Annotated in this window: 19 protein-coding genes and 2 pseudogenes; 9 read left to right on the forward strand and 12 right to left on the reverse strand. The window is 62.5% G+C overall.

Annotation, left to right across the window (positions count from 1 at the left end; genetic code table 11):
• Positions 1–211 precede the first annotated feature (211 nt).
• The 3 genes from AC0L2R_RS03615 to AC0L2R_RS03625 all read left to right on the forward strand — a co-directional run bounded on the left by AC0L2R_RS03615 (position 212) and on the right by AC0L2R_RS03625 (position 3,499).
• Positions 212–1,141: a TIR domain-containing protein gene (locus tag AC0L2R_RS03615; protein WP_473476336.1), complete on the forward strand. Its 930-nt coding sequence runs from the start codon at positions 212–214 to the stop codon at positions 1,139–1,141.
• 213 nt (positions 1,142–1,354) lie between these two features.
• Complete coding sequence (locus tag AC0L2R_RS03620) at positions 1,355–2,107, forward strand: SDR family NAD(P)-dependent oxidoreductase (protein WP_091592787.1); 753 nt, start codon at positions 1,355–1,357, stop codon at positions 2,105–2,107.
• A gap of 51 nt (positions 2,108–2,158) precedes the next feature.
• The gene (locus AC0L2R_RS03625) at positions 2,159–3,499 is read left to right on the forward strand and encodes a glucoamylase family protein (RefSeq protein ID WP_473507764.1); all 1,341 of its coding nucleotides are present in this window, start codon (positions 2,159–2,161) and stop codon (positions 3,497–3,499) included.
• Between the two features lie 185 nt (positions 3,500–3,684).
• On the opposite strand, the gene AC0L2R_RS03630 is transcribed toward AC0L2R_RS03625, so the two are convergent.
• Positions 3,685–5,121, reverse strand: coding sequence for an aldehyde dehydrogenase family protein (locus AC0L2R_RS03630; RefSeq protein ID WP_473508058.1), 1,437 nt, complete (start codon positions 5,119–5,121; stop codon positions 3,685–3,687).
• Between the two features lie 261 nt (positions 5,122–5,382).
• Between AC0L2R_RS03630 and AC0L2R_RS03635 the strand changes: the two genes are divergently transcribed.
• Complete coding sequence (locus tag AC0L2R_RS03635; protein WP_473507765.1) at positions 5,383–6,414, forward strand: hydroxyacid dehydrogenase; 1,032 nt, start codon at positions 5,383–5,385, stop codon at positions 6,412–6,414.
• A gap of 29 nt (positions 6,415–6,443) precedes the next feature.
• On the opposite strand, the gene AC0L2R_RS03640 is transcribed toward AC0L2R_RS03635, so the two are convergent.
• The 11 genes and pseudogenes from AC0L2R_RS03640 to AC0L2R_RS03690 all read right to left on the reverse strand — a co-directional run bounded on the left by AC0L2R_RS03640 (position 6,444) and on the right by AC0L2R_RS03690 (position 19,648).
• Positions 6,444–6,929 (reverse strand): hypothetical protein, encoded by a 486-nt coding sequence (locus AC0L2R_RS03640; protein ID WP_023796760.1) that lies wholly within the window; start codon positions 6,927–6,929, stop codon positions 6,444–6,446.
• A gap of 91 nt (positions 6,930–7,020) precedes the next feature.
• A pseudogene (locus AC0L2R_RS03645) lies at positions 7,021–9,611 on the reverse strand (nitrate reductase).
• A gap of 3 nt (positions 9,612–9,614) precedes the next feature.
• Positions 9,615–9,950: a nitrite reductase small subunit NirD gene (gene nirD, locus AC0L2R_RS03650; protein ID WP_208602492.1), complete on the reverse strand. Its 336-nt coding sequence runs from the start codon at positions 9,948–9,950 to the stop codon at positions 9,615–9,617.
• The gene (gene nirB, locus AC0L2R_RS03655; RefSeq protein ID WP_473507766.1) at positions 9,950–12,400 is read right to left on the reverse strand and encodes a nitrite reductase large subunit NirB; all 2,451 of its coding nucleotides are present in this window, start codon (positions 12,398–12,400) and stop codon (positions 9,950–9,952) included. The genes nirD and nirB overlap by 1 nt, the downstream gene beginning before the upstream one ends.
• A 19-nt stretch (positions 12,401–12,419) precedes the next feature.
• Positions 12,420–13,661 carry an MFS transporter gene (locus AC0L2R_RS03660; protein ID WP_473508059.1) on the reverse strand — a complete coding sequence of 414 codons (1,242 nt, stop codon included), beginning with the start codon at positions 13,659–13,661 and terminating at the stop codon, positions 12,420–12,422.
• Positions 13,662–13,776: 115 nt separating this feature from the next.
• Positions 13,777–13,968, reverse strand: coding sequence for a hypothetical protein (locus tag AC0L2R_RS03665; protein WP_236392143.1), 192 nt, complete (start codon positions 13,966–13,968; stop codon positions 13,777–13,779).
• Between the two features lie 406 nt (positions 13,969–14,374).
• A pseudogene (locus tag AC0L2R_RS03670) lies at positions 14,375–15,163 on the reverse strand (ABC transporter ATP-binding protein); the annotation flags it as partial.
• An 11-nt stretch (positions 15,164–15,174) separates the two neighbouring features.
• Positions 15,175–16,071, reverse strand: coding sequence for a nitrate ABC transporter permease (ntrB, locus tag AC0L2R_RS03675; protein WP_128172929.1), 897 nt, complete (start codon positions 16,069–16,071; stop codon positions 15,175–15,177).
• A 60-nt stretch (positions 16,072–16,131) separates the two neighbouring features.
• Entirely contained in the window at positions 16,132–17,448 is a 1,317-nt protein-coding gene (locus AC0L2R_RS03680) for a CmpA/NrtA family ABC transporter substrate-binding protein (protein WP_287226764.1), read from the reverse strand.
• A gap of 359 nt (positions 17,449–17,807) precedes the next feature.
• Positions 17,808–19,046, reverse strand: a complete 1,239-nt coding sequence (locus AC0L2R_RS03685) for a CmpA/NrtA family ABC transporter substrate-binding protein (protein WP_473507767.1) — start codon at positions 19,044–19,046, stop codon at positions 17,808–17,810.
• Positions 19,047–19,048: 2 nt separating this feature from the next.
• Positions 19,049–19,648, reverse strand: coding sequence for an ANTAR domain-containing response regulator (locus AC0L2R_RS03690; RefSeq protein WP_023796771.1), 600 nt, complete (start codon positions 19,646–19,648; stop codon positions 19,049–19,051).
• Positions 19,649–20,645: 997 nt separating this feature from the next.
• Here AC0L2R_RS03690 and AC0L2R_RS03695 point away from each other — a divergent pair.
• From AC0L2R_RS03695 to AC0L2R_RS03715, 5 genes are all read left to right on the forward strand, one after another.
• On the forward strand, positions 20,646–20,813 hold the full coding sequence (locus AC0L2R_RS03695; RefSeq protein ID WP_287055084.1) for a hypothetical protein: 168 nt from the start codon (positions 20,646–20,648) through the stop codon (positions 20,811–20,813).
• Between the two features lie 690 nt (positions 20,814–21,503).
• Entirely contained in the window at positions 21,504–21,788 is a 285-nt protein-coding gene (locus AC0L2R_RS03700) for a DUF982 domain-containing protein (RefSeq protein ID WP_287217585.1), read from the forward strand.
• A gap of 466 nt (positions 21,789–22,254) precedes the next feature.
• Positions 22,255–22,554 (forward strand): DUF1236 domain-containing protein, encoded by a 300-nt coding sequence (locus tag AC0L2R_RS03705; RefSeq protein ID WP_473490661.1) that lies wholly within the window; start codon positions 22,255–22,257, stop codon positions 22,552–22,554.
• Between the two features lie 419 nt (positions 22,555–22,973).
• Positions 22,974–23,249: a hypothetical protein gene (locus tag AC0L2R_RS03710; RefSeq protein ID WP_473507768.1), complete on the forward strand. Its 276-nt coding sequence runs from the start codon at positions 22,974–22,976 to the stop codon at positions 23,247–23,249.
• Between the two features lie 300 nt (positions 23,250–23,549).
• Entirely contained in the window at positions 23,550–24,035 is a 486-nt protein-coding gene (locus AC0L2R_RS03715) for a hypothetical protein (RefSeq protein ID WP_473507769.1), read from the forward strand.
• Positions 24,036–24,822 lie beyond the last annotated feature (787 nt).

Genomic DNA, 24,822 nt, shown 5'->3' on the forward strand with positions numbered 1-24,822 from the left:
CATCTAACGAGAGGGTCGGCATGACCGCCGCGCCGAACTGTTTTTGCAGTTGCTTTCAGCACCGGACCGAAAAATAGCAGCCGGCATTCGTTGCATCCGTTGCAATGAATGAGGCCCTCCGCGTACGCTATCTCGGGGACAACCAGACGATGGCCACACCAACAATTGGCAGACGCTGGTCGTCCCCGATCTGCTGGGTTGGAGCAAACGGATGGACAAACCTCGAATCTTCCTGGGCTCGTCGGGGAAGCAGAAAAAACTGCTGCAGGCGCTGACACGCGGGCTTGAAGACATCGCGCATGTGGAACCCTGGACGACGTCCTTCAATCCGGGGACAACCACCCTGGGGCGCCTGCTCGAGCTTACGCGTGAAGTCGACTTCGCCGCTTTCGTCTTCGCCCAGGACGACTGGACCAGTGTAAGCCTGCCAGCATCATCTGCTCCTGTATCCGCTCAGGCTTCTCCGCGAGACAATGTCGTCTTCGAAGCCGGCCTTTTCGGCGGAGTCCTTGGAATGCGCCGAACGTTTATCCTTCATGCCAACGGTTCCAAGCTTCCAAGCGATCTCCTGGGCCTGACGTCCGTGAGGTATGGCGAAGCCACGACCGCCGCGGAGATGAGAGCGGTCAACCAAAAGCTGCGAAAAGCTGTTGAAAATGAAGGCCGCGTCGCCCGAATAGAGGGCCTTTGGTGGCAGTTTTCCCTGTCGGAGCGGACCGTAAAGGAACCGTCCGCCGTGAGCCTCCTGCGTATCTCGCGAGACCGCGATGGCGCGTTGGAGTTGGCCGGCCGCTCATGGCAAGAGAATGGCAGTCTGTCAGCCAGATACTGGAGCGAGGCGGTAAAGGAGAGAAAGGAGCCTGCCGGCATCTTCTACTTTTGGAATGGAGAACGGCCCTTGGATGCTAACGCGTCGCAGTTGTACGGGACGGGGGAGATCCGGCTGGAGTCCGCCGATCGCGCGTCCGGGTACTTTACCACACGCGCCGACACGCAGCCAAAACTGAACGCGCGCACCTCAGGCGTCTACTTGCGCGCCGAACCGGAGGACTTGAGCATCCTGGACGGGCGCGACAACCAGCGACGAGTGGAGTTGATTGCGGAGCGGCTGAGCCATTGGAAGTCGATCAAGAACGTTTGAACTGTGCGCGTGGAAGTCGGCTTGCAGAGACGGCAGCCCCAGCATCGAATGGTCAGGTCGTAGCCAAGAGCGGCTCTCAACCGCCTGCTCCTGGCCCGCCATGAACCTGTTCGAGGCTCCAGTCCCCGGCTTGAACTTCTCCGCTGTTGACTTCACATTCGCCGCCGGCGGTGTCGCCAGCGCCCGTCGGGGCGGGCAAATGAGGGAGACCATATGCCAATGAGTTTTGCGGGACGGTTTGCCGGACGATCGGCCGTGGTCACCGGTGGCGCCTCAGGCATCGGCCTGGCCGTCGCGCAACGAATCGTTGAAGAGGGCGGGCGCGTTTGCGTCTGGGATCGCAACTCCACCCAGATCGAGCAGGCCAAGGCTGTCATCGCCGACTTGCACGGCGTGACCGTCGACGTCGCCGATCCTGTAGCGGTCGCACAGGCCGCCCGGCAGACGATCGAAGCCCTTGGCGCGGTTGATATCCTGGTCACCAGCGCGGCCATCACCGGACCGAACATGACGACCTGGGACTATTCGGTGGAGGATTGGCACCGGGTCATCGACATCAACATCAACGGCGTCTTCTACTGCAACAAGGCGCTGGTTCCGCACATGCTCGAGCGCAATTACGGCAGGATCGTCAACATCGCTTCGATCGCCGGCAAGGAGGGAAACCCGAATGCCTCTGCCTACAGCACCTCCAAGGCGGCGGTGATCGGCCTGACCAAGTCGCTGGGCAAGGAACTGGCGAAGACCAAGGTGACGGTGAACTGCGTCACGCCGGCAGCGGTGCGCACCGCGATCTTCCAGCAGATGAGCCAGCAGCACATCGATTTCATGCTGTCGAAAATACCAATGGCGCGGTTTGGCGAGGTCGAGGAGGTGGCGGCGCTGATCTCGTGGATCGCTTCCGAGGAATGTTCCTTTACGACGGCTGCCGTTTTCGACGTTTCCGGCGGCCGGGCGACCTATTGAAGCAACTGGAACGATTTGCAACCCCGGACGCCAGACTGGAGTTCCCGTCGTTTGCTTAGGATCGAACCTCCACAGTCCGACGAAGAACTGCTCGACCGCTTCCAGCGCGCCGCCTTCGGCTATTTTCTGGAAACCGTGAATGCGGAAAACGGACTGGTTGCCGATACGTCGCGGCCAAATTGGCCGGCAAGCATCGCGGTCGTCGGCTTCGCCCTGTCCTGCTATCCGGTCGGGGTCGAGCGCGGCTGGATAGCACGAGACGCAGCCGTGAGGCTGACGCTTGCCGCACTGCGTTTCTTCTGGAACAGCCGGCAAGGCGATGGCGACGACGTCACCGGCCACAAAGGCTTTTACTACCATTTCCTCGACATGCGGACCGGCCTGCGCGCCTGGCGATGCGAGTTGTCGGTGGTTGACACGGCGCTGCTGATGGCCGGCGTGCTCACGGCTGGCGCCTATTTCACAGGCGACACTGACGACGAAACCGAAATCCGCGAGCTGGCGGAAATGCTCTACCGACGCGTCGATTGGCGATGGATTCAAGGCAGCAGACCGATCTTGCGACAGGGCTGGAAGCCGAAGAGCGGCTTTCTGCGTTATGGCTGGGAAGGCTACAACGAAGCGACGATCCTTTACGTCCTGGCAATGGCCGCCCCCGACAAACCCGCCTCGGACGACAGCTATGCCGGCTGGACGGCGACATATCAGTGGGAAAACATCTACGGCTACGACGTGCTCTATGGCGGCCCGCTGTTCATGCACCAGTTCTCGCATGCCTGGATTGACTTCGATGGCATCCGGGATGCGTTCATGCGGGACAAGAACTCGGACTATTTCGAAAACAGCCGCCGCGCGACCTACCTTCACCGGGACTATGCGCGGCACAACCCCTCTGGCTATGACGGCTACGGCGAAGCACTTTGGGGCCTTTCGGCGGGTGACGGACCCGGCAAATTCCGCGCGCGGATCGAGCGGCGGCCGCGCAAATTTTCCGGCTATGCAGCGCGTGGCGCACCGTTCGGCCCCGATGACGGAACGATTGCGCCGTGGTCGTATCTCGCATCGCTGCCCTTCGCGCCGGAAATCTGCCTGCCTGCGCTGCGCCACCTCAGAGAACGCCACCCTGAGGTGGTCGACGGTTTCAGGATGCCGAGCGGCTTCAACCCGACGCTGGCGAACCGGCGGAAGTTCGGGCCGAGCGGCTGGATATCGGATGCGCACTATGGACTGGACCAAGGCATCGTCGTGCTGATGATTGAAAACCACCGCTCGCGGCTGATCTGGGAGCTGATGCGGTCGAGCCCGCATATCCGTCGCGGCCTGTGCAAGGCCGGGTTCTCCGGCGGCTGGCTGTCGCAGCCGGCGAGCCCTCCTCGCAAGGACCCCTGCTGAATGACGGCTAAAACGCGCCGCGTTTTACCGGCCTCCTGCGACGCGCTTTAGGTTGCTGTTCCATGCATGTGCGCGACATGCATTAGCGCCCAGTGGTCGCTGTCGTTTCGGCCACGAAGACGCTCGCCTTCCCGGCAACTCGCGCTCGCTGGGAAGGCCGTTCGATTTCGTCTGGCTTGATTTACTTAGCCGGCGAACGTGTAGGCGGTCTTTACCGTAGTGTAGAATTCCGCTGCGTAGCGGCCTTGCTCGCGCGGGCCGTAGCTCGATCCCTTGCGTCCGCCGAAAGGCACGTGGAAGTCAACGCCCGCCGTCGGCAGATTGACCATCACCATACCGGCCTCCGAGTTGCGCTTGAAATGCGTGGCGTGCTTGAGGCTCGAGGTGCAGATGCCCGACGTCAGCCCGAACGGCGTGTCGTTGGCTACCGCCAAGGCCTCGTCATAGTCCTTGACGCGGATGACGTTGGCGACCGGACCAAAAATCTCCTCGCGTGAAATGCGCATGGCGTTGGTGGCTTGCGTGAACAGCGCCGGTTGCAGGTAGAAGCCGCGGGTTTCGCGATCGAGCCGCTCGCCGCCGAAGGCGAGATCGGCGCCTTCCTGGCGGCCGATGGCGATATAGTCTTCGTCCTGTTTCAACTGGCTCTGGTCGACGACGGGTCCGATCTGGGTTTTCGCATCGAGGGCGTCGCCGACGACCAGCTTGGCGAGGCGATCTTTCATCGCATCGACGAAGCGGTCATGGATGCCGTCCGTCACGACCAGGCGGGACGACGCCGTACAGCGCTGGCCGGTCGAGAAATATGCGCCATTGATCGCGCAGTCGACGGCGACGGCAAGGTCTGCATCGTCGAGCACGACGAGCGGGTTCTTGCCGCCCATTTCGAGCTGGTACTTGCGCATGTGCTCGATGCTGGCGGCAGCCACGCGCTTGCCGGTGCCGACCGAGCCGGTGAAGGTGATGGCATTGAGGTCAGGGCTGTCGAGCATGGCCTGGCCGACTACCGAACCCTTGCCCATGACGAGATTGAGCACACCCTTAGGCAGGCCGGCGCGGTGCAATATGTCGACAATGGTCCAGGCGCTCTCCGGAACCAGCTCGGCCGGCTTGAAGACGATGGTGTTGCCGTAGGCCAGGGCAGGAGCGATCTTCCACGCCGGGATGGCGATCGGGAAATTCCACGGTGTGATGATGCCGACGACGCCGACCGCTTCGCGTGTGATCTCGACACCGACGCCGGGCCGCACGCTTGGAACCAGCTCGCCTGACAGGCGCAGCGTCTCACCAGCAAAGAAATCGAAGATCTGGGCGGCCCGCACGGTTTCGCCAATTCCCTCGACCAGCGTCTTGCCCTCCTCGCGCGCCAACGCCCGGCCGATTTCATCTTTGCGCGCGGTGATCTCGTCCGACGCCTTCCTCAGCACCGCATGGCGTGCCAGCAAGCCCGATCGGGACCACGCAGGAAATGCCGCTTTCGCCGCCGCAATGGCCTGCCGCGCCTGCTCGGCGTCGCCCGACGCATATTCGCCGACCACGTCGTCGAGATTGGAAGGGTTGATGTTGCGGGAGCCGGCATCGCCCACCCACTCGCCATCGATGAGGTTCTTTCGAAACGGGATCATGTCGCTGTCTTCCTTGTCCTTCGATTGCCGTCTATCTGGACCACCAGCCGCCACACCGCAAGGCCGCCAGCGGCAAAGTTCTGCTCCTCGACAGGCATGTGCTAAGCAGGTTTCGGAAAAGTGTTCGATGTTTTCCGATAAAAACCTGCGACAAACACAAACCCGGCAGGCGAAGCCCGGCAAGCCTGCTTGGGTGTCAAGGTGGTAAACCATGATTCTAGTGCGGCGCGACGCGGATCGCGCCAGGAGGAGGCTGCCATGTCCGACAGCGCGTTGCCGCTGGTGATCAGTGCGCCCGAGCCACGCACGCTCGACCTGATTTTCACGCCCGAGGCACTGGCGAGATTCCGCGCCAGATACCGTATCGTCGAAACGTCGCCAGAAGGCGTCGCGGCCCTGCCACACGATGTGCTCGCCGAAGCGCGCTACATCGTCGGCCAGCCGCCGATCGCGCCGGAGACGCTGGAAAGGATGACGGCGCTGCGCTGTGTCTTCAATGTCGAGAGCAACCTCATCAACAACATGCCGTATGAAACGCTGTTTTCGCGCGGCATCCATGTCGTCACCACCGGCATGGTGTTTGCCGAGCCGGTGGCCGAGCTCGGTCTTGCCATGGCGCTCAACCTCGCCCGCGACATCGTCGACGCCGATCTTGCGTTTCGTCAGGGCAAGGAGGTGTGGGGCGGCGAGGGCAACCGGGCGGCGCGGCTTCTCTCCGGCGCGGATGTCGGTATCATCGGCTTCGGCGATCTCGGCCGTGCGCTCAACCGGCTGCTGTCGGGCTTTCGCACGCGGACCAAGGTCTTCGATCCGTGGCTGCCGCCCTCGATCCTGATCGAGAACGGCGTCGAGCCGGCTTCCCTCGACACGGTTTTGTCGAGTAGCGATTTCGTCTTCGTCGTCGCTTCAGTGACCAGCGAAAACCAGGGTTTTCTCGGCACTGAGGCCTTTGCCAGGATGCGCAAAGGAGCCGCCTTCATCCTGCTCAGCCGTGCCGGCGTGGTCGATTTTCCGGCGCTGATGGATGCAGTTCGCAGCGGCCACATCGTCGCCGCCAGCGATGTGTTTCCGCAAGAGCCGCTGGCGCAGGACCATCCTGTCCGCACGCTGCCCGGCTTCCTGCGCTCCGCCCACCGGGCCGGCGCGCTCGACATCGCTTTCAAGCGCATGGGCGACATGGTGCTGGAAGACATGGACCTGATCGACCGCGGCCTGCCGCCAATGCGTTCGAAGCGGGCCGAACGCGAGACCGTTTCGCGCATGCGCTCGAAGCCGGTCGACAAGAACTGAGCCGTCAGGCCCAGCGGCTGCGAGGTTTCTCAGATGGTGAACGACCAGAACAGGCAGGCGAGCGTCGCTGCGGCGAAGACGACAAAGAACAGGCTTCTCAGCAGGATATTGCGGCGCAGCTCGTTCATGAAGAGATGGCAGCCGACGACGGCCACGACAAACAGGAACCGCCAATTCAGCAGTGCCGGCAGGACATTGCTTCGATCGAAAGCCCATCTGGCGGCAAGGCCGCCAATGATGGCCGCGAACAACACGATGACTGTCCAGAAGATCGCATCCGCAGCATGTGTCAGGACGATGCCGGCGACCCTGATCGGCAGGATCATCATCAGCAGCGCGCTGAAGAAGTACACGCCCGCGAGCGGGATAAACGTCCCGGCATCGGCGACGTCGTCCAGGCGTTCTGCGCCAATCGCACCAAAGGGATAGCCATGCCTGGCCACCGCCAGGCTGAGAGCCATCAGCAAAGCCGTCAATATGGCCACCAATGCGAATGAAGTGAGGGCTTTGCTCATAATGGTCCCGCTCGGAACGAATCGGATAAGGACGTTGGTAGCCCACGGTTTGTAAATTGCTGGTAAGCGTCGCGACGCGCTTTGGACGCCCTCACTCCGCCGCGTGAAGGCGCCGCGCCTCGATGATGGTCCTGATCTCGGCGCGGCAGGAGCCGCAATTGGTGCCGGCATGCAAGCTGGCGCCGATCGCTTCGACGCTTACGCAGCCTCCGCGCACCGCTTCGGCGATCTGATTGGCGCCGACCCCGAAACAGGAGCAGACGATGGCGCCGCGATCGACGCTGTTGCCGCCCGGCCGCCCCGCCACGATCGCCAGTCGTCCGCGCCGATCGGCATGGTCCGCGCTCAACTGCTCGACCGCCCAGCCGCGCGACACCGCGACCGGCCTGGGCGCAAGATAGAGCGCGCCAGTCAGCCGGCTGCCGGCAAAGCGGGCGAAGCGATAGTGCCCGCCGGCGACATCATGATAGGCGAGCGTCTCGCCTGGCGCGTCCGCCCCGAAAAGCGAGGCCGCGAAACCCGGCCAGTCCCGGTCGGCTTCCAGCGCAAGCTCGAGACGCCAGCCGGCGGCGCAGCGGGCGAGGCTCCAATAGTCGGCGTCGATCGAGGCTGGCCGTTCGGCAAGCACCGCGAAGCCGAACGCGAAGGCAGCGAAGCGTCCCACCCGGGCGGCAACATTCTTCGAGGCCGGCTGTCCTGAAATCGGATCGGTGATGGGCGCCACCAGCGCATCGACGCGAGCCCGCGCGGAAAACTGGTCCGTCCAATGCATCGGCACGAAGACCGAGCCTGGCCGCTGCCGCGCCGTCACCAGCGCACGAAGCAGCACCTCGCCATGCTCGGTTGAGACGCGGACGATGTCGGCATCGCCGATGCCGAAGTGCTGCGCGTCCGCCGGGTGGATTTCGGCGAACGGCTCGGCCAGGTGCTGCGACAGCCGCTGGCTTTTTCCCGTCCGCGTCATGGTGTGCCAGTGGTCGCGAACCCGCCCGGTGTTGAGCACCAGCGGGAATTTTTCGTTCGTGCGGGTTTGCGGAACTGGACGGATTGGGATGAAGCGCGCCTTGCCGTCGGGTGTGTAGAAGTTGCCGTTGGCGAAGAAGCGGGTGCTGGCTGAGCTATGTCCAGCTTGAACACCGCCCTCTGGCCTGCCGGGATGGCCGGCAGGCCAGAGGGGGGTGCCTTGGCTCGGCGCCGGCCATTGGAATGGCGCCAACTCCTCATAGGTCTCTGCATCGACCCCGGCATACGCACCGATGTCGAAATCGCGGGCGCCGTCATTCTCGAACGCCGACAGCGCGGCATGCTCGGCGAAGATATCGGCTGGCGACGGATGCGAAAACGCTTCGTCAAAACCCATCCGCTTGGCGACTTCGGCGACGATCCACCAGTCGGCCCTTGCCTCTCCGGGCGTGGCCAAAAAGGCGCGCTGGCGCGAGATGCGGCGCTCCGAATTGGTGACCGAGCCGTCCTTCTCGCCCCATGCGGCGGCGGGCAGCCGGACGTGGGCGTGGCGGACCGTGTCGGTCTTGGCCAACACGTCCGACACCGCGACAAACGGGCAGGCCTTGATCGCCGCCTCGACGGCATCTGCGTCCGGCATCGAGTCGACCGGGTTGGTAGCCATGATCCACAGCGCCTTGATGCGCCCATCGGCTACCGCCTGAAACATCTCGACCGCCTTCAGGCCGGGCTTTTCGGCGACGGTCGGCGCACTCCAGAACCGCTGCACGCGGTCGCGGTGCTCGGGGTTTTCGATCTCCATATGGGCGGCCAGCATGTTGGCCAGGCCGCCGACCTCCCGACCGCCCATGGCGTTGGGCTGGCCGGTCACCGAAAACGGTCCGGCGCCGGGCTTGCCGATGCGGCCGGTGGCGAGATGACAGTTGATGATGGCATTGACCTTGTCGGTGCCCGAGGACGACTGGTTCACGCCCTGGCTGTAGACGGTCACCGTATTCGCCGTCGCGGCGAACAGGCTGTAGAAGCGGACAAGCTCGTCCTCGCCGAGGTCCGTGGCAGCGGCGATGCCGGCAAGGTCGAGCGCGGAAGCGGCAAAAAGGGCTTGCCCGAAGCCGGTTGTGTGCGCCGTGATATAGGTGCGGTCCAGCGCGTTGTGCTGGCCGAGATAGGCGAGCAGCCCTGTGAACAGCGCGACGTCGCCATCCGGCGCGATCGCCAGATGCATGTCGGCAATATCTGATGTCATCGTGCGGCGCGGGTCGACCAGTACCACCTTCATGTCGGGCCGTTTTTCCCGGGCAGCGGCAATGCGCTGGTAGAGCACCGGATGGCACCAGGCGAGATTGGAGCCGACCAGCACGATCAGATCGGCGAGTTCCAGATCCTCGTAGCTGCCCGGCACCGTGTCAGAGCCGAAGGCGCGGCGGTGGCCGGCAACCGACGAGGCCATGCACAGGCGCGAATTGGTGTCGATATTGGCCGAGCCGATGAAGCCTTTCATCAGCTTGTTGGCGACATAATAGTCCTCGGTCAGCAACTGACCGGAGACGTAGAAGGCGACCGCGTCGCGACCGTGCTCGGCGATGGTCCGCGAGAAGGTCGAGGCGACGAGGTCGAGCGCTTCGTCCCAGTCCGTGCGGCGACCTTCGCCAGCACGCCGCAGCCCACCCCGCAATAGGGGCAGGTGGTCCTCACCTCGCGCGCTTGGTCGATCTTCATAATTCAAGCCGCGCGACTGGCCAGCGCTTCCAGCGCAATGAACAGGCGCTCGCCCTCGATCCGCACCGGAATGGTGCGCACCGCACCTTCGTCGGCGCCAAGCGCCTTGCCGGTTTCCAGCGAGATCACCCAATTGTGCAAAGGACAGGTCACCGCCGCGCCATGGACGATCCCCTGCGAGAGCGGCCCGCCCTTGTGCGGGCAATGGTCCTCGATGGCGAAGACCTGATCGTCAGCGGTGCGGAAGACAGCAATCTTGCCTTGAGGCGTGGCGACGCAGCGCGCGCCGCGGCGCGGAATGTCTGAGAGCGTGCCGACAGCAATCCAATTCATCATCATCACTCCGCCGCCTGCGCGAAGCCGACCGAAGCCATCGGCCGGAATTCGTGCTTGTCCTTGCCGGAAACGCGTTCCGACCACGGGTCGATCTGGGCGAATTTCTGCGAAAACACGAAGCGGTCGAAATAAGCCTTGCGCTTCTCGCCATCGTCCATGATCTGGCGCTTGATCTCGGCGATGCCGATGCGCTTGGCCCATTTGTAGATGCGCTCGAGATAGCGGCCCTGCTCGCGATACATCTGCGTCAACGCCACGATATGCTCCAACGCCTCGTCCTCGGTCTTGACCAGGCCGAGCACCTCGGTTCCCTTGATGTCGAGGCCGGCTGCCCCGGCGAAATGGATCTCATAGCCTGAATCGACGCAGATCACGCCGACATCCTTGCAGGTTGCCTCGGCGCAGTTCCTCGGGCAGCCCGACACCGCCATCTTGACCTTGGCCGGCGTCCACGAGCCCCACATGAATTTCTCGATGCGGACGCCGAACCCCGTCGAATCCTGCGTGCCGAAGCGGCACCAGTCCGAACCGACGCAGGTCTTTACGGTGCGCAGTCCCTTGGCATAGGCGTGGCCGGAGACGAAGCCGGCCTGGCCGAGATCGGCCCACACCGCCGGCAGATCCTCCTTGCGGATGCCGAGCATGTCGATGCGCTGGCCACCGGTGACCTTGACCATTGGAATTTCGAATTTGTCAACGACGTCGGCAATGGCGCGCAGTTCGGCGGCATTGGTGACGCCACCCCACATGCGCGGCACCACCGAATAGGTGCCGTCCTTCTGGATGTTGGCGTGTACGCGTTCGTTGATGAAACGCGACTGGTAGTCGTCGGCATACTCGTCCGGCCAGTCGCAGACGAGATAGTAATTGAGCGCCGGCCGGCATTTGGCGCAGCCGCAGGAGGTGGTCCATTCCAGTTCCTGCATGACGGCGGGAATGGTCTTCAGGCCCTTGGCCTTGATCAGCCGGCGGACCTCATCATGGCCGAGCGTGGTGCAGCCGCACATCGGCTGCACCGCCGCCGGATTATATTTGTCGCCGATGGTAAGTACCATCAGCTTCTCGACCAGCCCCGTGCAGGAGCCGCAGGAGGCGGACGCCTTGGTGTGAGCGCGCACGTCGTCGAGCGAGGTCAGGCTTTTGGCCGTGATCGCGCCAGTGATCTTTCCCTTGCAAACGCCGTTGCAGCCGCAGATTTCCGCATCATCCGGCAAGGCTGCAACGGCCGCCATAGGGTCCAGGGAGGCGCCTCCCTGGTATGACTGGCCGAAGATAAGCGTGTCGCGCATTTCCGATATGTCGGTCTGCTTCTTCTTGAGGTCGTTGAACCAGGCGCCGTCCGCCGTCTCGCCGTAAAGCACGGTGCCGATGATGCGGTCATCCCTGAGCACCAGGCGCTTGTAGACGCCGGCCGCGGCATCGCGCAGCACGATCTCCTGGCGGTCCTCGCCCTCGGCAAAGTCGCCAAGCGAGAACAGCTCGATGCCGGTAACCTTGAGCTTGGTCGGCGTGTCCGAATGGACGAAGACGGCGGCCTCGTCGCCGGCCAACTGGCTGGCGGCGACACGCGCCATCTCATAGAGCGGTGCGACCAGGCCGTAGACCATGCCGTTGACCTCGGCGCATTCGCCGAGCGCGAAGATGTCGGGATCGTTGCTGCGCATGCCGGCGTCGACGACGATGCCGCGATTGACGGCAATACCGGCCTCTTTGGCGAGAGCGGCGTTCGGCCTGATGCCGACCGCCATCACCACCAGCGTCGCCGGGATGATGGTTCCGTCGGCGAGTTCCACCTGCTCGACCTTACCCTTGCCTGTGATCGCCTGGGTGTTGGCCTTGGTGATGACCTTGATGCCGCGTTGCTCGACAGCGCGCTGCAGCAGATAGCCGGCGGCCGGATCGAGCTGACGCTCCATCAGCGTCGGCATGACATGCAGCACGGTGACGTCCATGCCTTGCGCGTTCAAGCCCGCTGCCGCCTCCAGCCCGAGCAGGCCGCCGCCGATGACCACGGCCTTGGCCCGTGACTGCGCGGCCAGCATCATCGCCCGAACATCGTCGAGATCGCGATAGGTCAGGACGCCCGGCAGATCATGGCCGGGCACCGGGATGATAAACGGCACCGAGCCGGTGGCGATGACGAGCTTGTCGTAGGGCTCGGTCACGCCATGATCGGAGGTGACGGTCTTTGCCTGCCTGTCGATGGCGACGATCTTGTGGCCCTTGTAGAGGGTGATCCCGTGCTTGATGTACCAGCCATCACCATGGATGATGATCTCCTCATAGTCCTTTTCGCCTGACAGAACCGGCGACAGCATGATGCGGTCGTAGTTCACGCGCGGCTCGGCATTGAAGATGGTGACCTGGTAGAGGTCCGGCGCCTTTTCCAGCAGGTGCTCCAGCATGCGCCCGGGGGCCATGCCGTTGCCGATGATGACGAGTTTTTCGGTCATGTCCTGATCCACTCCTGTCTCATTCAGCCGCGTAGGAAAGGCCTGAAGCTTCGGCGGCGGCCGCGCGCTCCATCCGCCGGATGCTGAAGTGCATCCAGGCAAAGCAGGTGGCGACGATGACGAAGAGCAGCATGAAGCAGCTCGACCAGACGCCGGTGAGGTCGTTGAGTGCGCCGAAGGCGATTGGCAGGATAAAGCCGCCGAGCCCGCCAATCATGCCGACAACGCCGCCGACCGCGCCGACACTCTGCGGGTAGTAAACCGGGATGTGCTTGTAGACGGCGGCCTTGCCAAGGCTCATGAAGAAGCCGAGCACGCAGGCAACGGCTATGAAGGCGAACGGGCCGATCTCGAAATGGAAGGCGATCGGCCCGCTGATGCCGTGCACGACGTAGTCTGCCGAGGGGAGAGACAGAACGAGAGTCGCGACGGCACTGACCGCGAAGGTCCAGTAGAGCACGGTGCGGGCGCCGATCCGGTCGGATAGCACGCCGCCATAGGCGCGAAAGATACTCGCCGGGATCGAATAGGCCGCGCCGATCATGCCGGCGGTCGCGATGCCGAATCCGTAGACGCCGATCAGGTAGCGCGGCAACCACAGCGACAGCGCCACGAATGCACCGAAGGCGAAGAAATAATAAAAGGCGAAGCGCCAGACCTGCAGGTTCTTGAGCGGCGCGAATTCCTGCAAGAAGCTTCTCGCGGGTGCTGCCTTGCCGGCGCGGCGCTCGCGGATGACCGGATCGTCGTCGGTGGTGAACCAGAAGACGGCGGCCATGACCACGAGTGCTGCCGCCCAGATCAGCGCGACCGACTGCCAGCCCCAGGAGAGAAGCACGAATGGTGCCAGGAACTTGGTGACCGCGGCGCCGACATTGCCGACACCGAAAATGCCAAGCGCCGTGCCCTGCTTGCCGGCCGGGAAGAAGCGCGAGACATAGGCGACACCGACGGCGAAGGAACCACCGGCGAGCCCAACGCCTAACGCGGCGACCAGCATCTGTCCGTAGGTTTGCGCAAAAGCGAGCAGGAAGGTCGCGACCGCCGCCGCAAGCATGGTCGCGGTGTATACCAGCCGTCCGCCAAAACGGTCGGTCCAGACACCGAGCACCATGCGCACGAGCGAACCGGTGAGGATCGGCGTGCCGACCAGCAGGCCGAACTCCGTCTCGTTCAGCCCAAGGTCCTGCTTTATGCGCACGCCGATGATTGAAAATATCGTCCACACCGCGAAGCAGACGGTGAAGGCGATGGTGGACATCACAAGCGCCTGGCGGGGAGCATTGTCCTGGCTGGGCGCGGCTGGGAGATTTGCGGTCAACGTCTGGCTCCGGTTTGCGGCGTGGGAGGCACCGCGGATGTTTGTGGGTGAATGATCAGCGGCGCGGCATCGGTGCGTGCAACGAGACCGGGCTCGCCACGGTCAGGTCCTTGCTTTCCGTCTTGGCGCCGACGGGAAACAGCAGGAGCGCGGCGGTGAACAGTGCCGCCGTCAGCGCGCTGCTGGCCAGAAAATCGCGGCGCGTGAAGTCCGCGAGGGACGCGCCAGTTCCGATCCGTTTCGTCATCGTCGTCTCCGGTTGGGCGCCGCTTGGGACCAGCGCCGTCGATCGCGTAAAAACAAAAAAGCCGCCGGTCAGGTCTTTGCGCGTCCGTCCATCCGGGATCGCGTATTGACCTGAGCGGCAGCTTTGCCTGTGGCGCCCGCCATTGGACGCCGTGTCACTTGGCCCTTTCGGACCTACAATCTGAAAAGCAGGAAGCGTGCCAATTCGACAGCGCTCCAGATTATCAAATGAAATCAATGTGAACCGCAGCCGCGCGATTTTTGACCAAGCCCGGCAGCGGATCAAAGATTAGTCAGAATGCCTTGCACAGCAGCATAATATTTGTGCAATGCGGTAGATTGCCCATTGCCGATGCAGATTGCCAATTGTGGATGATGACGCGATTTCCGGTCATGGCCTTACTCCGCGCTTCCACGAAGCGGTGGCGTTCGTAGAGGAACTTCAGCACCGCCTCGCGGCAGCGCAGGAAGGTCCGGTCGGAGGAAAGCTCGATGCGCCGGCGCGGCCGGGCCAGCGGCACCGCAAGCACCTCGCCGATGGTCGCCGCTGGACCGTTGGTCATCATGACGATGCGATCGGACAACAGCACCGCCTCGTCGACATCGTGCGTGATCATGATCGTCGTCGAGCCAAGCCTCGAATGGATATCCATTACCGCATCCTGCAGATGGGCGCGCGTCAGAGCGTCCAGCGCACCGAAGGGCTCGTCGAGCAGCAGGATCTTCGGCTCCATGGCCAGCGCGCGGGCGATGCCGACGCGCTGCTTCATGCCGCCCGATATCTCGGCGGGCCGCTTGTCCCTGGCATGCGCCATCTGCACGAGGTCGAGATTGCGCATGATCCAGTCATGCCGCTCGGCCTTGGTCCTGGTCGAACCGAACACCTTCGACACCGCCAGATTGATGTTCTCGTAGACGGTGAGCCACGGCAAAAGGCTGTGGTTCTGGAACACCACGGCGCGCTCGGGTCCGGGGCTGTCGACCTCCTTGTCCTCGAGCAGGACCGCGCCGGCGGAGACTCTGGTCAGCCCGGCGATCAGGTTGAGCAAGGTCGACTTGCCGCAGCCGGAATGGCCAATGATGGAGACGAATTCGCCTTTGTCGATGGTCAGCCGGATGTCTTTCAGCACCTCGCTGACCTGGCCGCCGCGGGCAAAGGATTTGTCGATATGGTCGAGTTTCAGGTAGGCCGTCATCGCCCCTCTCCTCACTTTGCCGTTGTGCCGCGGGTGACGAAGGCGCCGACCGCAGCGACCAAGCGGTCGAGGCAGAAGCCGGTGACGCCGATATAGGCGAGCGCGACGATGATGTCGGGCAGCCGCGACGAGTTCCAGGCGTCCCAGATGAAGAAGCCGATGCCGACGCCGCCTGTCAGCATTTCGGCGGCGACGATGGCGAGCCAGGACAGGCCGATGCCGATGCGCAGGCCGGTGAAGATGTAAGGTGCCGCGGCCGGCACCATGATCTTTACGAAGAATTCGAGCTGGTTGAGCCTGAGGATGCGGGAGACGTTTCGATAATCCTCTGGAATGTTGCGGACGCCGACGGCAGTGTTGATGATCACCGGCCAGATCGAGGTGATGAAGATGACGAAGATCGCCGACGGGCTGGAATCGCGGAAGGCAGCCAGCGACAGCGGCAGCCAGGCGAGCGGCGGCACGGTGCGCAGAATCTGGAACACAGGATCGAGGCCGCGCATCGCCCAGATCGACTGGCCGACCAGCGCACCGAGCGCGACGCCGACGATGGCAGCCAGGCCGAAGCCGATGGCGACCCGCTGCAGCGAGATCAGCACCCGCCAGGCCAGCCCGATATCCTGCGGACCATAGTCGAAGAACGGATGGGCGATCAGATCGTAGGCCTCGTTCCATACCTGGCTAGGTGGCGGCAAGCTGGCATTGGGCGACGAGCAGGCGACCTGCCAGACGACGAGCATGACGATGATGACTACGGCCGGCGGCACCAGCGTGCTCGCCAGCTTGCCGGCGATCGCGGCGGGATCGAAGCGGCGCCTCACCTTGGCGGTGAAAGCTATGACCTCTGCAGGCTTGGCAGGCGCGGGGAACGCCTTCACCTTGGTGTCCTCGATGGCTTGAATAGACATTTTCGCAAAAAGCTCCTTGAGCACTGGCAAGCGGCGCAACGGCGGCGCTTGCCGTCGACGTCAGGCCGATGCCTTGATCTTGAGGCTGTCGAGATAGGCGGACGGGTTGGCCGGATCGAAAATCTTGCCGTCAAAGAAGGTCTCGACGCCGCGCGATGGAGACGCCGGGATATCGGCCGCAGCAACGCCAAGATCCTTGGCCGCCTCGCGCCACAGATCTTCGCGGTTGACTTGATCGACCAGCGCCTTGATGTCGGTGGTCGCCGCGAATTTGCCCCAGCGGATGTTTTCGGCGAGGAACCAGCTGTCGTGGCTCTTGAACGGATAGGACACACCGCCCTTCCAGAACTTCATGTAGAGGTCGGTGCCGGTGGCGACGCGGTCATTGCCGTAATTGATGTCGCCCTTGAGGCGGCCGATGATGTCGGCGGTCGGCACGTTCATCCATTGCCGCTTGCCGATGATGGCCGCCATCTCGTCCTTGTTTTCCATGGCTTCGCACCATTGCTGGGCTTCCATGACGGCCATCAGGATCGCCTTGGTGGCGTTCGGGTTCTTGTCGATGAAGGCGGCGCGCAGGCCGAGCGCCTTTTCCGGATGGCCTTTCCACAACTCGCCCGTGGTGGCGGCGGTAAAGCCGACGCCCTGATGGACGAGTTGCTCGTTCCATGGCTCGCCGACGCAGAACACGTCCATGTTGCCGACCTTCATGTTGGCGACCATCTGCGGTGGCGGCACGACGATGGTCGAGACATCCTTGTCGGGATCGATGCCGCCAGCGGCCAGCCAATAGCGCAACCAGAGATCATGAGTGCCGCCCGGGAAGGTCATGGCGGCCTTCACCTCCTTGCCTTCGGCCTTCTTGGCCGCGAAGGCGTCCTTGAGCTTGGAGGCGTCGAGGCCGACGCCGGTGCCGGCATATTCCTGCGCGACGGAAATCGCCTGGCAGTCGTAATTCAGCCGCGCGACGATCGCCATCGGCATCGGCTGGTTGTTCTGCGTCACCTTGCCGGTATGCATCAGGTAAGGCATCGGCGTCAGGATATGGGCGCCGTCGATGCCGTTGGCTTCGCCGCCGAGCATCAGATTGTCGCGCGTCGCGCCCCAGGAGGCCTGCTTGAGCACCTCGACATCGGGCATGCCGAATTTCTCGAACAGGCCCTTCTCCTTGGCGATCATCAGCGGCGCCGCATCGGTCAGCGCGATGAAGCCGAGCTTGGCGCCGGTGACTTCCGGTGCCGCGGGCGCCGCATAGGCGCCAGACGGCAGCAGCGCGCGTGCCGCTGCCAGGGTTGCCGCCGTGGCAGCACTTGCCATCAGAAAATTGCGGCGGGTCATGCCCTCGAGAGGGGCTTCAGTCTTGATGCGTTTCGTCATCGTCGTCTCCCGTTGGGCACTGCTTGGGATCAGCGCCGTCGATTGCCGTGCTCGGTCAAAACAAAAAAGCCGCCGGCCAGGCCGCGCGCGTCCGTCCATCCGGGATCGCGTGTTGACCTGAGCGGCAGCTTTGCCTGTAGCGCCCGCCATTGGACGCCTGTTCCGTGACCCGAAAGGAGTCTGCTTATTGCAAAGCAGGAACCGTGCCAGTTTCGGAATGGATGACAAACATCAATGAGATCAACGGCATGCCACAATCATCGGGGCGCTGGCCCGTTGGGCGAGCAAGCCAAAGATTGTTCATTAGCGCCGTTGCACGCATAATTTTTGTGCAATGCACAAGAATGGCGCGAAAATGATCAGGCTTCGGCGTGCGCCAATTTCTGCCCGGCAATGTAGGCGTCGACCTCGTCGGGATCGAATATCTGGCCATCGAAGAAACCATCGGGGCCGAGCACCAGACTGGCGCCGGCGGAGCCGACAGGTGTGGCAGACGCCAGCGCGCCCTCCACCTTAGAATTGGCGCCGGGAAGTGCGACGCCGAGCGGCTTCAGCGCTGCGCGATAGAGGTCGGGCCGGTAGGTGTCCCGCGCGAGCGCCATGTGGGCAGCGCTGTGCTTGACCTGCCACCAACGGACCATCTGCGTGTAGAACCACAGCGCGTGGCTTTTCCACGGAAAATTTGCCGCCTTGCCGAAAGCCAGAAAGAAGTCCTCGACGGTCAGTTCCGCGCCGCCGCCCAGCGCAAGATGTCCGGTCAGGATCGGCATCTGCAGCGCCGGCGAAAGGCCGAGGAAGGAAGGCTGCGCCATCAGGGCGGCCAGTTCGCCGCGGTTTGCCGGATCCTGGCACCAGCGCGCGGCGTGATGGAGCGCGCGCAGCAGCGCCGAAAGCGCTTCCGGGTGTTTTTCGGCCCAGGCCTTGCGCACGCCGACGACTTTCTCGGGGCTGGTCTTCCAGATGGTGGCCTTGACCGTGGCGACATGGCCGGTGCCGGCGACGACCGAGGCGCTGTTCCACGGTTCGCCGGCGCAGTAGCCGTCGATCCTGCCGGCGGCGAGTGCGTCGGCCATGAAGGGCGGCGGCACGATGACGATTTCTATTTCGCGCGACGGGTCGATGCCGCAGGCGGCGAGCCAGTAGCGCAGTTCGTAATTGTGTCCGGAGTGCGGATGCACGACCGCAAAGCGCAGGGGGTCGCGACCGGCATTTGCCCGTTCACGGATCAGCGCTCCCAAGGCCTTGCCGGCCCGCGCCGGATTGAGATCGGGCAAGGCGCCGTGCGCGGCCATGCCCGCCCAGAGCGTGTTCGAAACCGTTACGCAGTTGCCGCCCAGCCCCAGCGAGAACGGCACGATCGTGTCGGAGGCGAGTGGGGTGAGCCCCAGATTGCAGGCGATCGGCATCGGCCCCAGCATATGCGCCAGGTCGAAATGTCCGATCGCGATGCGGTCGCGGATGTTGGCCCAGGACGTTTCGCGACTAAGCGTCAGGTCGACGCCTTCGCGCGCGGCAAAGCCGATCTCCCTCGCTGCGACAAGGACCGCGCTGTCGAAGAGCGGCATGAAACCGGCATTGATCTGGTGTTCGGCCGCCATGCTCAACTCTCTCCGGGATCCAGAAGGCCTGCCGCCGTCACCAGGCTCTGCGCGATTTCGCTTATCTTGCGGTTCTGGTTCATGGCGGTCTTGCGCAGAAGCGTATAGGCCGCGTCCTCCGACAGGCCGCGTGATCGCATCAGGATGCCCTTGGCGCGGTCGATGACCTTGCGGTCCTCCAATTCACTGCGGGCTTCCTCAAGTTCGCGCGCCATCCGCGAGAACGCGTTGAAGCGGCTGATCGCCATGTCGAGGATCGGCTTGACACGCTCCTGGCGCAGCCCGTCGACGACATAGGCGGAGACCCCCGCTTCCACCGCAGCTTCGATTGAAGCCTGATCCGACCGGTCCACGAACATGGCGATCGGCCGCTTCACCACGCGCGAAAGCTGGAACATGTTTTCAAGCATATCGCGGTTGGGATTTTCGAGATCGATGACGATTACGTCCGGTTCGATCTCGGCAATGCGCCGCGCTATTCCCGCAACATCGTGAACGACCGTGACCTGCTCATGCCCGGCCTCCCGCAATCCCGCCTCGATGATGGAGGCGCGGATGTGGTTTTCGTCGATCACCAGGACGGTGAGGGATTTCCGGATCATGCCGCATTTTGCGCACGCAGCGTGATTGTGCAATGCGGCATGGCGAGAATTGACGAAGTCATCGCTTCGGGGACCGTAACATGTTCGCGGAACCGACCGTTAAGCCTCTCTAAACGCATCTGACTTTGCTTTTGTATCCACCGCGCTATTTCCCAATTGCGACCTTGTCTCGCTGGCTTTGAAATTGGAGGTTTCCATGGATCGGCGATTATTTTTGACAGGAGTGTTTGGCGTTGCTGGGGCAGCAGCCCTTGCGAGCGCAGTTCGGCCAATCAACGCGGTGGCCGGCGTACCGAGCGCCAGAAGTGGCATCCTCGATGAACTCGACGCGCTGGAGACAGAGCCGTTCGAAGATGAGGATACTCAGGCGGAGCCGGTCCGACATCGGAGCTGGCACCGCAGGCGGCGGCGCCGGCGGCGGGCTTGGAGAAGGGCCTGTCGTCGTGCCTGGCGATATGGCCGTCTGCGCAGACGGTGTTTTCGCAGGCGTGTTTGGGTCTGGGACTGGTATTATTAGCAGTTAGTGTGCTGAAAACCCCGGTGGTTGCCGGGGTTTTCAGTCTCAGACTAGCCGAATACGGCGAATTTTTCAGGGATCCGCGCGAGTTGTCAGGCCTGCCAGTGATAGGCAGGCCTAAAGCAGACTTGATTTTCCCAAGAGAAAACTTTCCGCCGGTTTGGGAATCGTCCCACCCATGATTGTAAACGGTCCTTAGTCAGGGTAGAATTTTAGAGAATTCTAATAATTGTCTGTGACCAGTTGGCGTGCTCTTCGCTGCCCGCTGCAGATCGGCCCCACACCGATCGGGCCCGCGCTCTCGGCCAGAGGCGCGGGCTTTTCATTGACGTGCCGTAAGGCCGCGGCCGAAGAACGGGATGGCTCCAACAAGGCGTTACCCGGTTTTCCATTCCTCTACGGCTAACTCGGTGCTTTTGTTAGTCGCGCGCTTGGGAACAAGCGCCAGATAGCGAAGTTATAGCGTAAGGAGTTTCTCCTATGGCTGACGAACAGGATAGAGCGCCGAACAACCCTGAAATCGTCGTTCGACGCTTGGTCAAAGAGACCGGCATCACCGAAGAACAGGCCCGAGAGCTTATCTCCTTCCTCGGGTTCCATTGGGCATCTCTGCTCCGGGAAGCAAAGTCGCTAGCTGCAAAGCGGTAGGCGGGTCTGTTCAGATTATAATCGCCGCTCGGTGAACGACTAAGGCGTCTCGCCCGCCGTGCCGAAAGGCGCCTGGGCTTTTTGGTTGTCCGAGATGTCCTGAATCGTATTTAGTTGCGCAGAATGTTTTAGCCCGAGAGGTGGTATGCCGATTTATCGAAAAGCTAAAGAAGCTGGCGTCTTCAGTGCATCCGAAGTGGCTACGCTGGGCCGTGTGTTTGACCGGCTCAAGAGGGAGGGCGACTCCGAACATCTACGTGAGGCTCTCGCGTCCCGGATTCTTGCAAATTATTCGGCCGGTATCACTGACGAGGACGAACTTGTCTCAGCGTCGAAACTGCCGTTGGGTCGGTAGACGGAACCAAGGTCCTGCTTTCGCCGCTTTTTCTCGACCCTTCGCTGGAACATAGATTCAAGCCGGAAGTTCGGGGCGTGCAGCATGGTCTTGGTCCCTCTCAAGATTTGCTGCCGGTCGGGTGATGCTCCGATCAGCCCGCGCCCTCCCTCGTGAGGCGCGGGCTTTTCCGTTCAGGAACCGAAACTATCAGGGCTCTTCGGACGTCCAGCCCCTGGCGCCGAGCAACGCGGCCTGGACCCGGCGAATCAAGAGCACCACTGCCCTGACGAACATTCATGCAACCACCGCCATGTCTTCGCGTTTAGCCACTTCAATTCTGGAGAGCGACACAGATGCCGGCGTTTATTCCGATTACAATTTACCTGAATGACAGATCGATGCTGGTTGCGTCGATCCCTGATGCTGAGACGGCGCTTCAGCAACCATGGCCATTCATGGGCAAGCCATCCCGACTTGAAGCAATTCGAATGATCGAGGATTGCCTAGCCGGACACTGCACCCAACAAGCCGCGTTCGATGCCTTCAAGGCGGCCGCAAGTGAACAGGGGCTTCTTAAGCGACAGCCTCCAAGCATAGGCCTTAGGAAATTCGACGGGGTTGCCGAAGACCTGCTGTGAGGTGTCTCCGCCCCTCTGACTTTGAACCACTGAGAGGCCTTCGCCGGGTGGACTTTGCTCAGCCGCACGGACCACCCGCCAAATCGAGGAATGGCGGGTGGTCCTTTATCGGCGCAGGAAGGGACGTAGCTGCGCAGATGTCAAATTGGTTGGCCTTAGCTAACGATTATTCCAATCGCCAGGAATGTGATCGAAACTGCGAAGACCGGAGCGAGTAACCAGCGGGCTTGGTGGACACTATTTTCCATGGGCTCCTTCCCGTGAACTTGCAGGGATCAACGACTATGCGCAGCGGCGGTTCCGGGTGGCGCTATGTCCGGCCTATTACGCCAAAACAGGCGAGACTAGGTCCTGTCGCGCGTCAGACCAAAGTCCCTCAAGGGGAACAAATGCAGCTGCCTGAGGTTGGATACCTGGCGCTAAGGCGATCTCGTTCAGCGCATCAGCCCTCACGAAGGAGACAGTTATGAGAATGCATCTTTCCACTGCAGCCGCGGGATTTTTGCTGCTGGCAGGCATCGGTGCCGCTGCCGCTCAGGACGTAGTCATCGAGCCTGAACAGGAGACGGTCATCAGGGAATACGTGAAAAAGCAGCCGCTCGCATCGGTCAAAATCCCTGGAGTGGAGCTCAACATCGGCTCAACCCTGCCCGAGACGGTCGAGCTTCATGAAGTCCCCAACACCGAATACCGCACCGTTGTCGTCGACAACCGGACCGTTGTCGTTGACCCGGGCACACGCAAAATTATTAAGATCATCGAATGACGTGAGCGACTGGGAGGACAGCCCGCCGTGCCGAAAGGTGCGGCGGGCTTTTTTATTTTTGGAACAAAGCCGCGATGCGAGGCCTGCCGTAACAATCAATTTGCTGAAGCTTGTCATGTCATTATGTCGAGAACGGGATCGTATGCCCTTGAGACGAGCGACCATCTGCTTTCGACTGCGCTTAATCGGCGGCATGGACAAGCTCGTTGACGAGAACGGGCCGAGACGGAAGGACTGGGGCTATGGAACCCTGAACAGGCGCATGTTGTTGGTGGTCATTGCCGGCCCGCCTATCTGGACCCGCAAAATCCAAACAGAAGGAGTAACGAGTGTTGGCCAGTCACCGAGGAAGGCGCGTCCGCGCTGAGATTGCTCTTGCCCAGAACCTGATGCTCGCGCCCTGGGTTGTGGGGTTGCGGTTGCCGATCCTGGTTGCCGAGGCAACCGGTTCGCTGGTTTCAGGTCGGCCGGAAACCGTCAAGGCGGTGAGCGAAAAAGTTTCGGCCCTTGCGCAGGGGATTCTTGCGGCACAGGTGGCTTGGACGCGGGGCGCATTGACATTACCGCTCGCCATAGCCGACGCGTCATCGCCGCTGGCCGATATCGGGCGATCAATGGCCCTTGCTGCTCTTGAGCCTGCGGGGCGGCAGGTTCGCCTAAATCACCGCCGGCTTTCCAGGCGCCGCAAACAGTGAAGCCGCAAGAGGCGAAAACACCCGCAGCAAGGCCGCAACTGCCGCAGTCCATCGATGAATGTGCGATGGCAGTGTAAAACTTGGCGGAATTTCAATGAAAACCTCTTCCGGGGCGGCGGCGCAGAAAATGATTTCTACCACCGTATACCCGGGCGGTCGCAATACCTGACAGATGCGAAAAGAACGCGCCGTCGGCGGATTGACACTTCAGTTGGGATACAGCTCCTTGCCGTTAATGGAGGTGTCGGGAACTGAGCTTCGGTTCGGCGGTTAAAAAGAGGGAGAGTTACGGAGGTTAATGTGAACGGCTTGCTGAAGACTGGACTTTCGACAGGCGTGACCGGCACGGTCGCAAGTGTTGTGACGGCGGCGTTCCTCGCCCTTCTGGCCAAAACCGAAGGAAAGTCGGCGCTGCAGCCGACCAACGCCACCAGCCACTGGCTCCACGGCGACAAGGCTGGTGCGGTTAGGAAGGCCGACCTCGCGCACACGGCGGTCGGCTTCGGCACCCATCATGCTTCGGCAATATTCTGGGCCGCTCCTTTCGAGGCTTGGCTCGCCAGAAATCCTCCGCGGTCGCCGCTACTGATGCTTCGCGATGCCTCCGCGGTAGCGGCGATCGCTGCGGCTGTGGACTATCTCGTTGTGCCGAAGCGGCTGACCCCGGGCTGGGAGACAGTGCTTTCTAAGCGATCCATCGCAGCTGCGTATGTAGCGCTCGCTCTGGGTTTGGCTGCCGGGGGACTAGTCGCGCAGGAGATGCGAAAAGGCAAGGTAGGGCCATAGCGCCGCGCATTTCGTGGCCATTGAACGCGCCAGCTGTCCAAATGGCCCGAGCGGCGCGAGCGTAACGTGTCTGGGTGGAGCCATCGAAGGCTGTGACGCTGATTGACGAACCGGGGCTCGCCGCGCTGGTGATAGATCCTCGTTGCGACGACGTTCGCCTTGGCGGTGCAGCGACGACTCGGCGAAGGGAAACGTGCCTCCCGGGCGTGACGGGCGGAGCCGGTCTAGACGTGGCCGGCCCAGTGCGGCGGCTCTGCGCGAACGCTGAGGCGGGGCGGTTGCAGGGGCGCGAAGCGGAATCCAGAGCCCTGCGGCCCGCTTTTCGCGTCATTGACTGCTAGGGCCTCCATGACCGGCGCAAGACCACTTCCTCAGGCCAGGACGGCAACTTGCGCCTCTTCTCCAGTGCTAGCCCGTTCCAGCGCCTTCTCTATGGCGTCCTCGACGTTGCCGATCTCGTCTTCTCGTACCGCGTGACCGTAGCCTGCCGCTTCGGCATCTTGCTCGAACTGCTGAGCTCAAGGCGGCAATGCTCACGCCGCTTTTGGCAGGAAGGTTGCCGACGTTCTCCTGTAGCCAGTTTTCGAAGAATTCTGTTGTAGGCCTCATGCGCATCTCCTTCGGGAGATGAACGCCCTCCGGCCCGAGGCGACGGCTTTACTCCCCTTCAGCACGTCCAGGCACCCCTTAATTTGAAGCACGCTGCCTGCACGACCATCTGTCCACGGGCGAGGGTGGAGAGAGATTCGCGCCGGCAAAAAGTTGGCCGCCTTACAGGGGGCTGCCA

The organism is Mesorhizobium sp. WSM4820 (assembly GCF_055811075.1).

What these genes read in the sequence shown, in the direction of transcription:
- AC0L2R_RS03615 (WP_473476336.1), top strand. Translation starts at nt 212, where the DNA reads ATGGACAAACCTCGAATCTTCCTGGGCTCGTCGGGGAAGCAGAAAAAA.
- AC0L2R_RS03620 (WP_091592787.1), top strand. Translation starts at nt 1,355, where the DNA reads ATGCCAATGAGTTTTGCGGGACGGTTTGCCGGACGATCGGCCGTGGTC.
- AC0L2R_RS03635 (WP_473507765.1), top strand. Translation starts at nt 5,383, where the DNA reads ATGTCCGACAGCGCGTTGCCGCTGGTGATCAGTGCGCCCGAGCCACGC.
- AC0L2R_RS03640 (WP_023796760.1), bottom strand. Translation starts at nt 6,929, where the DNA reads ATGAGCAAAGCCCTCACTTCATTCGCATTGGTGGCCATATTGACGGCT.
- nirD (WP_208602492.1), bottom strand. Translation starts at nt 9,950, where the DNA reads ATGATGATGAATTGGATTGCTGTCGGCACGCTCTCAGACATTCCGCGC.
- nirB (WP_473507766.1), bottom strand. Translation starts at nt 12,400, where the DNA reads ATGACCGAAAAACTCGTCATCATCGGCAACGGCATGGCCCCCGGGCGC.
- AC0L2R_RS03660 (WP_473508059.1), bottom strand. Translation starts at nt 13,661, where the DNA reads ATGTCCACCATCGCCTTCACCGTCTGCTTCGCGGTGTGGACGATATTT.
- AC0L2R_RS03665 (WP_236392143.1), bottom strand. Translation starts at nt 13,968, where the DNA reads ATGACGAAACGGATCGGAACTGGCGCGTCCCTCGCGGACTTCACGCGC.
- ntrB (WP_128172929.1), bottom strand. Translation starts at nt 16,071, where the DNA reads ATGTCTATTCAAGCCATCGAGGACACCAAGGTGAAGGCGTTCCCCGCG.
- AC0L2R_RS03680 (WP_287226764.1), bottom strand. Translation starts at nt 17,448, where the DNA reads ATGACGAAACGCATCAAGACTGAAGCCCCTCTCGAGGGCATGACCCGC.
- AC0L2R_RS03685 (WP_473507767.1), bottom strand. Translation starts at nt 19,046, where the DNA reads ATGGCGGCCGAACACCAGATCAATGCCGGTTTCATGCCGCTCTTCGAC.
- AC0L2R_RS03690 (WP_023796771.1), bottom strand. Translation starts at nt 19,648, where the DNA reads ATGATCCGGAAATCCCTCACCGTCCTGGTGATCGACGAAAACCACATC.
- AC0L2R_RS03695 (WP_287055084.1), top strand. Translation starts at nt 20,646, where the DNA reads ATGGCTGACGAACAGGATAGAGCGCCGAACAACCCTGAAATCGTCGTT.
- AC0L2R_RS03700 (WP_287217585.1), top strand. Translation starts at nt 21,504, where the DNA reads ATGCCGGCGTTTATTCCGATTACAATTTACCTGAATGACAGATCGATG.
- AC0L2R_RS03705 (WP_473490661.1), top strand. Translation starts at nt 22,255, where the DNA reads ATGAGAATGCATCTTTCCACTGCAGCCGCGGGATTTTTGCTGCTGGCA.